Source organism: Actinoplanes lobatus (assembly GCF_014205215.1).
In the GTDB taxonomy this organism is placed as follows: domain Bacteria; phylum Actinomycetota; class Actinomycetes; order Mycobacteriales; family Micromonosporaceae; genus Actinoplanes; species Actinoplanes lobatus.
Window position 1 is genome coordinate 2464188 of the sequence record NZ_JACHNC010000001.1, and the last position, 13687, is coordinate 2477874.

General features: G+C 70.1%; 8 protein-coding genes. 4 read left to right on the top strand and 4 right to left on the bottom strand.

Annotation, left to right across the window (positions count from 1 at the left end):
• Positions 1–91 precede the first annotated feature (91 nt).
• Positions 92–2155 (bottom strand): S9 family peptidase, encoded by a 2064-nt coding sequence (locus tag BJ964_RS11360; RefSeq protein ID WP_188120640.1) that lies wholly within the window; start codon positions 2153–2155, stop codon positions 92–94.
• A 106-nt stretch (positions 2156–2261) separates the two neighbouring features.
• Here BJ964_RS11360 and BJ964_RS11365 point away from each other — a divergent pair, with 106 nt between their 5' ends.
• Positions 2262–3362 (top strand): FAD-binding oxidoreductase, encoded by a 1101-nt coding sequence (locus BJ964_RS11365; protein WP_229806888.1) that lies wholly within the window; start codon positions 2262–2264, stop codon positions 3360–3362.
• Between the two features lie 157 nt (positions 3363–3519).
• On the opposite strand, the gene BJ964_RS11370 is transcribed toward BJ964_RS11365, so the two are convergent.
• The 3 genes from BJ964_RS11370 to BJ964_RS11380 form a co-directional block, all read right to left on the bottom strand.
• Positions 3520–4134: a dihydrofolate reductase family protein gene (locus BJ964_RS11370; RefSeq protein WP_188120641.1), complete on the bottom strand. Its 615-nt coding sequence runs from the start codon at positions 4132–4134 to the stop codon at positions 3520–3522.
• A 211-nt stretch (positions 4135–4345) separates the two neighbouring features.
• The gene (locus BJ964_RS11375) at positions 4346–4906 is read right to left on the bottom strand and encodes a dihydrofolate reductase family protein (RefSeq protein WP_188120642.1); all 561 of its coding nucleotides are present in this window, start codon (positions 4904–4906) and stop codon (positions 4346–4348) included.
• Between the two features lie 33 nt (positions 4907–4939).
• Complete coding sequence (locus BJ964_RS11380; RefSeq protein WP_188120643.1) at positions 4940–6976, bottom strand: SpoIIE family protein phosphatase; 2037 nt, start codon at positions 6974–6976, stop codon at positions 4940–4942.
• Between the two features lie 111 nt (positions 6977–7087).
• Between BJ964_RS11380 and BJ964_RS11385 the strand changes: the two genes are divergently transcribed.
• The 3 genes from BJ964_RS11385 (at position 7088) to BJ964_RS11395 (ending at position 13658) form a co-directional block, all read left to right on the top strand.
• Complete coding sequence (locus BJ964_RS11385) at positions 7088–11479, top strand: HAMP domain-containing protein (RefSeq protein WP_188120644.1); 4392 nt, start codon at positions 7088–7090, stop codon at positions 11477–11479.
• A gap of 29 nt (positions 11480–11508) precedes the next feature.
• The gene (locus tag BJ964_RS11390) at positions 11509–12057 is read left to right on the top strand and encodes a response regulator (RefSeq protein WP_188120645.1); all 549 of its coding nucleotides are present in this window, start codon (positions 11509–11511) and stop codon (positions 12055–12057) included.
• Between the two features lie 119 nt (positions 12058–12176).
• Positions 12177–13658, top strand: a complete 1482-nt coding sequence (locus BJ964_RS11395; RefSeq protein ID WP_229806889.1) for a pectate lyase — start codon at positions 12177–12179, stop codon at positions 13656–13658.
• The last annotated feature ends 29 nt before the right edge of the window (positions 13659–13687 follow it).

Below are 13687 nucleotides of genomic sequence, written 5' to 3' on the forward strand. Positions count from 1 at the left end.
CGAATTAATCAAGGAGAGGCTAGGGATGAGCGCCGATTTCGGCAAGTGATCAGAATTCAGGGGTACGGGCGTGCCCGTACCCCTGAATGGTTCAGGCGGCGCCGACCACGTCGAGGATCCAGGCCAGGTTGAAGGCCTCCTCCTTCCAGGAGTCGTAGCGGCCGCTCGGGCCGGCGTGACCGGCGCCCATCTCGGTCTTGAGCAGGTAATTGCCCTCGGGCGCGACCGAGCGCAGCCGGGAGACCCACTTGGCCGGTTCGTGGTACAGCACGCGGGTGTCGTTGAGGCTGGTCACCGCCAGGATCCGGGGGTACGCCTGCTTGATGACGTTCTCGTACGGGCTGTAGGACTTCATGTACGCATACACCTCAGCCGATTCGAGCGGGTTGCCCCACTCCTCCCACTCGGTGACGGTGAGCGGCAGCGACGGGTCGAGGATCGTGGTGAGCGGGTCCACGAACGGCACCTCGGCCAGGATGCCGGCGAACGCCTCCGGGGCCAGGTTGGCGACCGCGCCCATCAGCAGGCCGCCGGCCGAGCCGCCGCGGGCCACCAGCCGGGCCGGTGTCGTCCACCGGCTGCGGACCAGGGCCTCGGCGGCCGCCACGAAGTCGGTGAAGGTGTTCTTCTTGGTGAGCATCTTGCCCTGCTCGTACCACTGCCGGCCCATCTCGCCGCCACCACGCACGTGGGCGATCGCGAAGACCACCCCGCGGTCCAGCAGGGACAGGCGGGGAATGGAGAAGTACGGGTCGATCGAGTGCTCGTACGATCCGTAGCCGTAGAGCAGCGTGGGCGCCGATCCGTCCCGTTCGGTCCCCTTGCGGGCCACGATCGAGATGGGTACGCGGGTGCCGTCGGCGGCCGTCGCCCACTCCCGGAACTGCTCGTAGTCGGCCGGGTCGTAGCCGCCCAGCACCGGCTTCCGCTTGAGCAGCGTCATGGCCCGGGTGACCAGGTCGACGTCGTACACCGACTCGGGAGTGACCAGCGAGGTGTACGAGATCCGCACCGACGACGTGTCGTACTCCGGGTTGCCGGACAGGCCCACGCTGTACAGCGGCTCGGGGAACGCCATGTCGTACGCCGCGGTGCTGCCGTCCGCGATCACCCGCAGGCCGGTCAGCCCGTCGCGGCGCAGCGAGATGACGATGTGCCGGGTGAACGCGTCCACCGACTCCAGCCGGGTGCCGGGCTGGTGGGGGATCAGCTCCACCCACTCGCCCGGGTTGTCCACCGAGGTGCTGGCCAGCGCGAAGTCCTCGGCCTCGTGGTTGTGCAGGATCAGGAACCGGTGGCCGTGGTGCTCGATCGAGTACTCCACGCCCTGCCGCCGCTCGGCGATCACGACCGGTTCGGCGGTCGGGCGGCCGGCCGGGATCACCCGTACCTCTGAAGTGATCTTGCTCTGGGTGTCGATGACGATGAAGTTCTCGCTGCGGGTCAGCTCGACGCCGACCCAGAACCGCTCGTCCGGCTCCTCGTAGACCAGCGTGTCCTCGGTCGTGCCGATGGTGTGCCGCCACACCCTGTACGGCCGCCAGGCCTCGTCGACGGTGATGTAGAACAGCTCGCCGCCGTCCGCCGACCAGGCGCTGCCGTAGAACGCGTCGGCGATCTCGTCGGCCAGCACCTCGCCGGTCGTCAGGTTCTTCACCCGCAGCGTGAACCGCTCGTCACCGGCGAAGTCGGTGGAGTAGGCCAGCCACGTCCCGTCCGGACTGACGTCGTAGGTGCCGAGCGCGAAGAAGTCCTTCCCCTCGGCCAGCTCGTTGCCGTCCAGCAGAACCTGCTCGCCGGGACGGTCCTCACCGGCCGGTGGACCGGTCTCGCCGGGGCGCGCCGGCATCCGGCAGTGGATGCCGTACTGCTTGCCCTCGAGGGTCCGCGTGTAGTACCAGAAAGCGCCCTTGCGGGTCGGCACCGAGAGGTCGGTCTCCTGGGTGCGCGACCGGATCTCCTGGAAGACGGTGCCGCGCAGGTCCTCCAGGTGCGCCGTCGCCTGGTCGGTCCAGGCGTTTTCCGCCTCCAGCAGGGCCAGGGTCTCCGGGGCGTCCTTGACCGTCAGCCAGGCGAACTCGTCGGTGACCGTGTCGCCGTGGAAGGTGCGCTCGGACGGGACCTGGCGGGCGATGGGTGGACCTTCAATCGTCACCGGAAACACGTTACCGGCCGGATTTCGTACACACACGGACCTCGTCCATTCGAACATGTGTACGATGTGCCAGAGTGGACGATCTTCGCTGTGGGGAGGCATCGGAGTGAGCGGTTCCCTACTCGCCGAGCTCGTGTCGATCTGCGGTCCCGGCGCTGCCCGCGTCGGCCGGCCGGACGACTCCGGCGCCGGCTTCGTGGCCTCCCCGGCCACCCCACGCTCGGTCGCCGAGCTTCTCCACATCGCCGTCGAGCGCGGGCTCAGCGTCCGGCCGCGCGGTTCCGGGAGCAAATTCCATTGGGGTACGGGTGGGGAGCACCCGGATCTCGTCATCGACACCGGCCGGCTCAACGGGATGTGGGATCACGACGGCGCCACCGCGATCGTGGCCGCGGGCACCCGGGTCGAGGCGGCGCAGGCCGTTCTCCGGGAACACGGCCGCCGGCTCACCCTCGACCCGCCGTCGCCCGGCGCCACGATCGGCGGTGCGCTGGCCATGAACGAGTCGGGTCCGCTGCGGCACCGGTTCGGCGCGCCGGCCGGGCAGGCGCTGAGCGTGAGCCTGGTGGATCCGGCCGGGCGGTTCACCGAGACGGCCGAGTGGGAGGGGCCGTCCGGCGAGGTGCTCACCGCGGCGCTGCTGCCGCTGGAGGATCTGCCCGAGGCCCGGCGCTGGGTGACCCGTCCGGTGTCGACGCCGACCGAGGTCGGTGAGCTGGTCGCGCAGGTGGCGACGCAGGAGTTCGCGCTGAGCGGGGTCGAGGTGGACCTGCCGGCCGCCGGTACGGGCACGCTCGCGCTGCTGCTGGAGGGCCCGGCCACCGCGGTCGCCACCGGCGCCGGGCGGCTGGCCCGGCAGCTCGGCCCGCGGGCGGTGATCCGGGCGGAGCAACCGCAGTGGTGGGGCCGGTATCCGTTCGGCGTCTCCGATGTGGTGCTGCGGATCCGGGTGCGGTCCCGTGACCTGCACTCGGTGGGCTACACGCTGCGTGACGCGGTCGGCCTGCCCGTCCCGGTTCGCGGTTCAGCGGGTGCCGGGGTGGTCCACGCCGTGCTGCCCCGCGGGCTGAGCGCGGCCCGGATCGGTGATGTGGTGGTCGCCCTCAAGCAGGTGCTGCTGGGCCGGGGCGGCCGTGTCGTGGTGCTGACCGCACCACCCGAACTGGCCACCCAGATGGAGATGGCCCGCCCAACAGACCTGCTCTGACGACCTTCATGACGACCTTGGACGATTGGCCACCGCCCCCGACGACCCTTACCGCGATCTTGGACGTTCGCCTCCGCCCCTGACGACCCTTACCGCGATCTTGGACGTTTCGCCGCCGCCCGTGGTGGTCAAACGTCCAAGATCGGCGACTCTGGGCTCAGTGGAGGACGGGGATCCGGGTGACTGCCTCGGAGGCCAGGTGGCGGCCCAGCCGGGCGACGTCACCTACGGCATAGGTGAGGTAGGCGAACTGGCCGACCTCGCGCATGTTGGTGAGGACCAGGTCGTTGACCAGCAGGCGGTGGCGCAGTATCGGGACGCCGCTGCCGAGGATGGCCGGCACGATCCCGAGGATGATCTCGTCGAGCAGGCCCTCCGCCACGAACTGCCCCACCAGATTGCCGCCGCCGGCCAGCCAGACGTTCCTACCCTGGGCGGCGACCGTCATGGCCTCGTGCACACGGCGGACGTCGCCACTGATCATGAAGATGTTGGCGTCCGGCACCAGCGGCAGGTCCCGGTGGGTGAAGACCCAGCAGGGGACGTCGCCGTACATGTCGTGCCAGTTTTCCGGCTCCTCGACCAGGTTGTCGTGCTCCAGGATCCACTCGTAGGTGGTCGCGCCCATGGCGAACGCACCGACACCCTCGAAGAATTCGCCGAACGGGTTCTCGGTGCCCTCGTCGACCTCGAAGAGCCACTCCAGCGAGTTGTTCTCGTCGGCGATGTAGCCGTCAATGCTGGTGGCGGTGTAGTACTGCGTCTTCGCCATGACCACACCATGCCACGGCTCCGGCGACAAAAAGGGCGGATCGGCCAGGAGCGGGGAGGGCTGCGGGGTGCCGGTGGCGGGTCGGGCGTTGCCGCACCCAGCCCGCCACCGTCACCGGCCCGGCGCCACGGCCTGCGGGAAAGCACGCCGCGGGGTCCCACACCGTACTCCAACGCGGGACCGGGTGGGACCGACTCTCACATCTCGGATCTCATGCCGGTGGGCGCACGTCGTAGGTGAGGTAGGCGAACTGGCCGGCCTGCCGCACGCCGGTCAGCGTGAGACGGGACGACGTGATCCGCCGGGGCAGGACGGGAGCACCGGCGCCCAGCGTCACCGGGGCCACGCCGAGGATCACCTCGTCGAGAAGGCCCTGGTCGGCGAACTGACCGACCAGCTCACCGCCGCCGACCAGCCACACGTTCCTCCCGTTCGCGGCCGCGGCCATCGCCTCGTGGACCGGGCGCACGTCACCCCGTACGAAATGGAGGTCCGCTCCTGGAATGCGTGGCAGCTCCCGGTGGGTGAAAACCCAGGCCGGCGTGTCGCCATACCACCCCCGCCACTTCTCCGGGTGATCCAGCACCTTCTCCTCGGCGAGGACCCACTCGTAGGTGGTGGCGCCCATGGCGATCGCCCCGACGCCGGCGAAGAAGTCGCCGAACGAGTCGTCCCCGCCCCGGTCCTCGACCTCGAAGAGCCAGGCCAGAGAGTTGTCCTCGTCGGCGATGCGGCCGTCGATCGTGGTGGCGGTGTAGTACTGCGTCCTCATGGCCTCGACCCTGCCACCGGGGTACGACAAGAATCAGGCGTCGTTGCGCAGCACCAGGATGGCGATGTCGTCGCGCGGCTCCTCGACCGAGAAGTTGATCGTCGTGGACCGCAGCCGGGCCGCCATCACGTCGGCCGGATAGCCGGCCAGCGGGGCGGCCGACTCACGCAGCCGGCTCGAGCCGAAGAGCTCCCGGCCGCGGCGCCGCTCGGTGACCCCGTCGGTGTAGAAGATCAGCGAGTCGCCGGAGCCCAGCGTGATCGACACGTTCGGCGAGGTGATCGTCTCCAACAGGCCCAGTGCGGTGCCGCCCTCGCCGACGAAGGCGGTCCGGCCGTCCGAGCGGACCAGCACGGCCCGGTCGTGCCCGGCCAGGTGCAGGCAGACGCTGAGGGTGCCGCCCGGCTGGCGGGTGACCGAGGCCATGGCGAGCGTGCAGTACCGCCCGCCGCCGCGCTGCACCAGCGTGCGGTTGATCCGGTGCAGGATCTCGGTGAGCGCCTTGCCGTCGTCGACCAGGATCCGGATCACGTCCCGGACCAGGCCGGTCACGGTGGCCGCCTGGACGCCCTTGCCGGAGACGTCGCCGACCACCACGAGCCACTGGTCGGCGCCGAACGGGACCACGTCGTAGAAGTCGCCGCCCACCTCGGAGCCGGTCGGGACGTACTCCGCGGCGAAGCCGATGCCCTCCACCCGGGGCAGCGCGGGCGGCAGCAGCGAGGCCTGGAGGGTGCGCGCGACCGTACGCCGTTCGTCGTGGATCCGGGCGTTGTCTATGGCCAGCGCGGCCCGCCGGGCGACGTCCTCCAGGACGGCCACCTCGTCGGCGTCGTGCCGGTGTTTCGGGTGCCGCCCGACGGCCAGGGTGCCGAGCCGGGCGCCCCGGGCCACCAGCGGCAGCGCGTAACCCTCCAGCGGCGAGCCGAACATCACCTGGGTGCCCAGCCGGGACGCCTCCTCCAGCCGGGCCAGCAGCGACTCCGGGCCGGTCTCGGCCAGCGTGGTGTGCAGCTCGGCCAGCGCCGACTCGTCGGCGTGGGTGGCGGCGGCCAGTTGCAGCCGGCCCCACGCGTCGGTGGTGTGCACCGCGCACCACTGGCCCAGCCGGGGCACCACCAGCTGCGGGATGAGGGCCATCGTCAGGTTCACGTCGAGGGACTGGGCGAGCAGCTCGCTGGCCTCGGCCAGGAAGGTGATCCAGGTCTGCCGGCGGATGTCGGCGCGGCGCAGGCGGTCGTTCTCCAGGTGCAGGGAGAACCGCTCGGCGACCATGGCGCCCAGGGCCAGCGCGTACCCCTCGGGGGCGGCGTCCAGCTCCAGCTCCCCCGAGTACGGCCGCTGCACGGTCAACGGCACCCGGATGGTGTCGGCGTTGTCGCGGGGGGCCCGGCCGTACCGCGCCAGCAGCTGACGGCCCATCCCGTCGCCCCGGTCCAGGCGCACCACCCCGCCGGCCGCGCCGGTCAGCCGGGCCAGCCGGGACAGCAGGTCGGCCGCGAGATCGGCGAGCCCCTCCTCGGAGTGCCGGTCGGAGCCGCTGCGCAGCAGGCCGGTGAGCGCGCCCAGGCTGGGTGTCTCGGCGGCGCTGGGCAGGCGCACCGGGACGCCGGCGTCGTCGCGCTGGTCGAGCCGGAACCAGACGCCCTTGCCGTCGCCCTCGTGCACGGTGCCCCAGCGGCTGGCGAAATGGTCGACCAGGAGCAGGCCGCGGCCCCGCTCGGCGACCTCGCCGATCTCCGCCGACTCGTTGCGCGGGCCGACGGCGAGCTGCTCGACCGGGCCGGGGGCGAAGTCGGTGACGGTCACGGTGAGCCCGCCCGGGTCGGCGGTCACCTCGATCTCCAACTCGGTGTTGGCGTGCACCACGGCGTTGGTGGACAGCTCGGTGGTCAGCAGCAGAGCCTCGTTGAGCAGGCCGACCAGACCGGTCTCCTCGAGCACCGAACGGACGAGTGCGCGCGCCGCCGCCGGGGTACGACGGTCGTTGGGCAACCTGGTGCGGCGCACCAGCGCCTCGGACGGGGCACCGGTAGGGATGCTCGTCCTGGTTCCGACCTCGGCTGGCACCCATGCATCCTCTCCCGTGGACGGGTGTATGCACAAAGTCGTCTCTCGCATTGACCCGGTAGGGCGAGAGAGGATAGGGAGCCCCGGTGGTAGACAGCGAGTGAGGACAGCATGACTGCGGCGAAAGAGGCCAGCGTCGGCGTGCCCGACGAGACCGTTCTACTCGGTGAGCTCGCCGATGCGCTGCGCCGTGTGCGACGTGGCGATCTCAAGGTGCGGCTGCCCCGGCGCGGCGGCATGGCCGGGGCGGTGGCGGAGGCCTTCAACGAGGTGGTCTCCCTCCAGGAGCGGCAGAACCTGGATCTGCGCCGGATAAGCCGGATCGTCGGGCGCGACGGCCGGCTCACCGAGCGTCTCGACGAGGAGGGCCTGGACGGCTCCTGGGCGGACAGCGTCCGCTCGGTGAACTCGCTGATCGACGACCTGGCCCGGCCGACCACCGAGATCTCCCGGGTCATCGTGGCGGTGGCCGAGGGCGACCTGTCCCAGCACATGGCCCTGGAGATGGACGGGCGGCCGCTGCGGGGCGAGTTCCTGCGGATCGGCCGGACGGTGAACACGATGGTGGACCAGCTGTCGTCGTTCGCCGACGAGGTGACCCGGGTGGCCCGCGAGGTGGGCACCGAGGGTGAGCTGGGCGGTCAGGCCGACGTCCGGGGCGTGGCCGGCACCTGGAAGGACCTCACCGACTCGGTGAACACCATGGCGTCCAACCTGACCCACCAGGTGCGGTCGATCTCCCAGGTGGCGACCGCGGTGGCCCGCGGCGACCTGTCGCAGAAGATCACCGTGTCGGCCCGCGGCGAGGTGGCCGAGCTGTCCGACACCATGAACGGGCTGACCGACACGCTGCGGCTCTTCGCCGAGCAGGTGACGAGGGTGGCCCGCGAGGTGGGCACCGAGGGCAAGCTGGGCGGCCAGGCCGACGTGCCGAACGTGGCGGGCACCTGGAAGGACCTCACCGACTCGGTGAACTCGATGGCCTCCAACCTGACCAGCCAGGTCCGCAACATCGCCCAGGTCTCCACGGCGGTGGCCAAGGGCGACCTGTCGCAGAAGATCACGGTGGCCGCGCAGGGCGAGATCCTGGAGCTCAAGGACACTGTGAACACGATGGTGGACCAGCTGTCGTCGTTCGCCGACGAGGTGACCCGGGTGGCCCGCGAGGTGGGCACCGAGGGCCGGCTCGGCGGTCAGGCCCAGGTCCGCGGCGTCTCCGGCACCTGGCGCGACCTCACCGAGAACGTGAACCAGCTGGCCGCCAACCTCACCGCCCAGGTCCGCAACATCTCCCAGGTCTCCACGGCCGTCGCCAAGGGTGACCTGTCGCAGAAGATCACGGTCGACGCGCGCGGCGAGATCCTCGAGCTGAAGAACACCGTGAACACCATGGTCGACCAGCTCTCCTCCTTCGCCGACGAGGTCACGCGTGTCGCCCGCGAGGTCGGCTCGGAGGGCAAGCTCGGCGGACAGGCCCAGGTCAAAGGCATTTCCGGTACGTGGCGCGACCTCACCGACAACGTCAACTACATGGCGTCGAACCTGACGAGCCAGGTGCGGAACATCGCGTCGGTCACCACGGCCGTCGCCAAGGGTGACCTGTCGCAGAAGATCACCGTCGACGCGCGCGGCGAGATCCTGGAGCTCAAGTCCACCGTGAACACGATGGTGGACCAGTTGTCGTCGTTCGCCGACGAGGTCACGCGGGTGGCCCGTGAGGTGGGTTCGGAGGGCAAGCTCGGCGGTCAGGCGCAGGTGCGCGGCGTGGCCGGCACGTGGCGGGACCTGACCGACAACGTCAACTCGATGGCGTCGAACCTGACGAGCCAGGTGCGGAACATCGCGTCGGTCACCACGGCCGTCGCCAAGGGTGACCTGTCGCAGAAGATCACGGTCGACGCGCAGGGCGAGATCCTGGAGCTGAAGAACACCGTGAACACCATGGTCGACCAGCTCTCCTCCTTCGCCGACGAGGTCACGCGGGTGGCCCGTGAGGTGGGTTCGGAGGGCAAGCTCGGCGGTCAGGCGCAGGTGCGCGGCGTGGCCGGCACGTGGCGCGACCTCACCGACAACGTCAACTACATGGCGTCCAACCTGACCAGCCAGGTCCGCAACATCGCCCAGGTCTCCACCGCGGTCGCCAACGGTGACCTGGGCCAGAAGATCACGGTCGACGCGCGCGGCGAGATCCTCGAACTGAAGAACACCGTGAACACGATGGTGGATCAGCTGTCGTCGTTCGCCGACGAGGTGACCCGGGTGGCCCGCGAGGTGGGTTCGGAGGGCAAGCTCGGCGGACAGGCCCAGGTCAAGGGCGTCTCCGGTACGTGGCGGGACCTCACCGACAACGTGAACCAGCTCGCCTCCACCCTCACCATCCAGCTGCGCGCCATCGCCGAGGTGTCCACCGCCGTGACCCGCGGTGACCTGACCCAGAGCGTCGCGGTCGAGGCACAGGGCGAGGTGGCCGAGCTCAAGGACAACATCAACCAGATGATCGTGACGCTCCGCGACACCACGAAGACGAACGCGGAGCAGGGCTGGCTCGACTCGAACCTGGCCCGGATCGGTGGCCTGCTCCAGGGCCAGCGGGACGTCGGCGAGGTCTGTCGCATGATCATGACCGAGGTGACGCCGCTGGTCGACGCGCAGCTCGGCGCGTTCTTCCTGGTCGACAACGAGGAGGCGACGACCCGGCTGCGGCTGGCCGCGGCGTACGGCTACGTCGCTCGCGACCACGAGGTGATCTTCGGCCCGGGTGAGGGGCTGGTCGGCCAGGCCGCGGTGTCGCGCCGGACGATCCGGGTGCGGGCCACCCACGACGGCATACTCACCATGCGCTCCGGCCTGCTCGCCATGCCGCCGAGCGACCTGGTGGTGCTGCCGGTCCTGTTCGAGGGCGAGATGCTCGGCGTGATCGAGTTCGCGTCGGTGGCGGCCTTCAACGGGCTGCATCTGACGTTCCTGGAGCGGCTGGTCGCCACGATCGGGGTCGCCCTCAACACCATTCAGGCCAACCGGCGTACGGAGGAGCTGCTCGCCCAGTCGCAGCGGCTGGCCCGGGAGATGCAGGACCAGTCGGCCGAGCTCCAGCGCACCAACGCCGAACTGGAGGACAAGGCGAAGCTGCTCAGTGAGCAGAAGGCGAACATCGAGCTGAAGAACCGGGAGATCGAGCTGGCCCGGCTCGGCCTGGAGGAGAAGGCGCAGCAGCTGTCGCGGGCGAACACGTACAAGTCCGAGTTCCTGGCCAACATGAGTCACGAGCTGCGGACCCCGCTGAACTCGCTGCTGCTGCTGGCCCGGCTGCTGGCCGACAACACCGAGCAGAACCTGTCCGGTAAGCAGATCGAGTTCGCCAAGACCATCCACAGCGCCGGCTCCGACCTGCTGTCGCTGATCGACGACATCCTGGACCTGTCGAAGATCGAGGCCGGCCGGATGGACGTGGAACCGGACGTGGTCGACTTCGACGGCATGCGCAGCTATGTCGAGCAGGCGTTCTCTCCGCAGGCGGAGGAGAAGGGCCTGGAGTTCCGGGTGGCGGTGGCGCCCGAGCTGCCCGACTCGATCGTCACCGACCCGCAGCGGCTCCAGCAGATCCTGCGCAACCTGCTGTCGAACGCGGTCAAGTTCACCGACAACGGCTCGGTCACGTTGAGCATCTTCTCGGCCGTGCTCGACTCCGACGTCGAGGCGCCGGCGTCGCTGCACGCGGCCCGGCAGGTGGTCGCGTTCGCGGTGTCCGACACCGGCATCGGCATCTCGGACGAGAAGCTGGCGATCATCTTCGAGCCGTTCCAGCAGGCCGACGGCACCACCACCCGCAAGTACGGCGGCACCGGCCTGGGCCTGTCGATCAGCCGGGAGTTCGCGGCGCTGCTCGGCGGCACCATCACGGTGTCCTCGGAGCCGGGTGCGGGATCGACGTTCACCCTCTACATGCCAGAGGCGCTGGTGCCGGACGTGATCCCGATGCCGGCGCTGCCGTCGGTGCCGGCCAAGGCGATCTCGGTGCGCCCGGCCGCGTCGCTGGACATGCCGCTGATGGAGATGCCGCCGCGGGTCGAGGAGAAGCCCGTGATGACCCCGGCCGGCCGGAAGCTGGAGGGTGTCACCGTACTGATCATCGACGACGACGTGCGCAACGTCTTCGCGCTGACCAGCGCCCTGGAGATGCAGGGACTGCATGTCCTCTATTCGGACAACGGGGTGGACGGCGTACGGATCCTGGCCGAGCATCCAGAGGTGGACATCGTGCTGATGGACGCCATGATGCCGGATCAGGACGGTTACGAGACGACCCGGGGAATCCGGCGCAATCAGCGTTTCCGGGACCTACCGGTAGTCTTCCTGACAGCGAAGGCGATGCCCGGGGACCGGGAGTCGGCCATCGCCGCCGGGGCGAGTGACTACATCACCAAACCGGTGGACCTGGACGAGCTCATCGAGCTGATGGCCCGCTGGGTAAACCACGGCACGACCGAGCCGGACCACGGCTGAAGGCACGACCCTGGGTGAGGTGATCAAGCGTGGGTGAGCGCGCCAAGGCGCTGCTGGTCGATGACCGGCGGGACAACCTGCTGGCTCTGGAGGCGATCCTCCAGGGCCTGCCTGTCACGGCGGTGGCCGTGGAGAGCGGGGAGGCCGCGCTCAAACAGCTGCTCACCGACGATTTCGCGGTGATCCTGCTGGACGCGCACATGCCGAACATGGACGGGTTCGAGACGGCCAGCCACATCAAGCGCCGTGAGCGGACCCGGCACGTGCCGATCCTGTTCCTCACCGCGGCCGACCGGGACGCCCAGCTCGCCCTCCGGGGCTACGCCGTGGGTGCCGTCGACTACCTCACCAAGCCGTTCGACCCGTGGGTGCTCCGCGCCAAGGTCTCCATCTTCGTCGAGCTGTGGGTGAAGAACCAGCAGCTCAAGGCGCAGGCCGAGGCGTCGAAGGAGCGGGAGGCGCAGTGGCACCGCCTGACCGGGACGGTCGACGAGGCCGCCCGGGTGCTGCGCGCCGGTGGTGAGAAGGCCGCCGCCGAAGCGCTCGACCTGCTGGAAAAGGCCCGCTGGGGGGACTGAACCCCGGCTGGATGTGACCTGGGTCACTACAGACAACCTTGCTGGGCAGCCGCGCCACTACCGGGGCGTGATCACTTTGATCATCTCTCCCCCCGAGTAGGAGCAACATGCGGCACGCAATGCCTAGCGCGACCCCGAGCCGGCGTCGCCGTCGTCTGGTCCTGGGCCTCGGCGCGGCCGGTGCGGCCGGTGCCGTCACCGCGCTGGTCGCCGTCCTCGTCCCGTCCGCCTCGGCCGGCACCCTGTTCAGCGACGACTTCGAGAGCGGCGCGGGCAACTGGTCCAAGTCCGGCGGCACCTGGTCCGTGGTCTCCGACGGTTCCAAGGTCTACAAGCAGGCCAAGGCCGACAGCGAGCTCGCCCGGGTCTTCGCCGGTGAGACCTCCTGGACCAACTACTCGGTCGAGGCCAAGGTCAAGGGGCTCGACCTGAGCCGGGGCCTGGCCGGTGTCGCGGCCCGGGCCAGCGGCTCCTCCACCATGTACCGGCTCGCCCTGACCTCGGCCGGCCGGGCCGAGCTCCAGGCGGTCAAGGGCAGCACGATCACCAGCCTCGGCTCGGCCGCGGTGAGCGACCCGGCCGCGTGGCACACCCTCAAGGTGGACGTCTCCGGCAGCACCGTCACCGGTTACCTGGACGGCGCCAAGGTCGCCTCCGGCACCGGTCCGCTCGCCGGCGCCGGCCGGATCGGCCTGGTCACCAGCTACGCCTCGGCCGAGTTCGACGACGTCTCGGTGGCCGCCCTCGGCGCCGGCGCGACCTCCTCGGCCACCGCGTCCGCCTCGCCGACCGCGACCACGACGGCCACGGCGACCCCGACCGCGACCAGGACGGCGACCGCTTCGCCGACCGCGAGCGCGACGGCCACCAAGACCGCCACCGCGACGCCCACCGCCACCCCGACCGCCACCAGCACGAGCACCGCGTGGCCGTCGGCGACCGGCGAGAAGGCGGTCACCGCGACCATCGCCGTGTCCGGCACGCTCGACGGCGGCAACGTCCGCTACTTCGGCAGCGGCGACCTGGGCAGCGACTCCCAGGACGAGTCGCAGGACCCGATCTTCAAGCTGGCCGACGGTGCGGTGCTGAAGAACGTCATCCTCGGCGCTCCGGCCGCCGACGGCATCCACTGCTCCGGCTCCTGCACGCTGATCAACGTGTGGTGGGAGAACGTCGGTGAGGACGCGGCCACCTTCAAGGGCGGCACTTCGGCCACCTACACCGTGGACGGTGGCGGCGCCAAGGGCGCGGACGACAAGGTCTTCCAGCACAACGGCGGCGGCACGCTGACCATCAAGAACTTCCAGGTCGAGGACTTCGGCAAGCTGTACCGGTCGTGCGGCAACTGCTCGACGCAGCACAAGCGCGCCGTCGTGGTGCAGAACGTGGTCGCCACCGCCCCGGCCGGCAGCCTGGTCGGCATCAACACCAACTTCGGCGACACCGCCACGATCTCCAAGGTCACCGTGGTCGGCAAGAAGAGCCTGGACATCTGCGTCAAGTTCACCGGCAACAGCTCCGGCAAGGAGCCGACCAAGATCGGCACCGGCGCGGACGGCGTCAACTGCATCTACGACGAGTCCGACATCACCTTCAAGTGATCGTCGTGGCCGCCGGGCGCCTCTGCCCG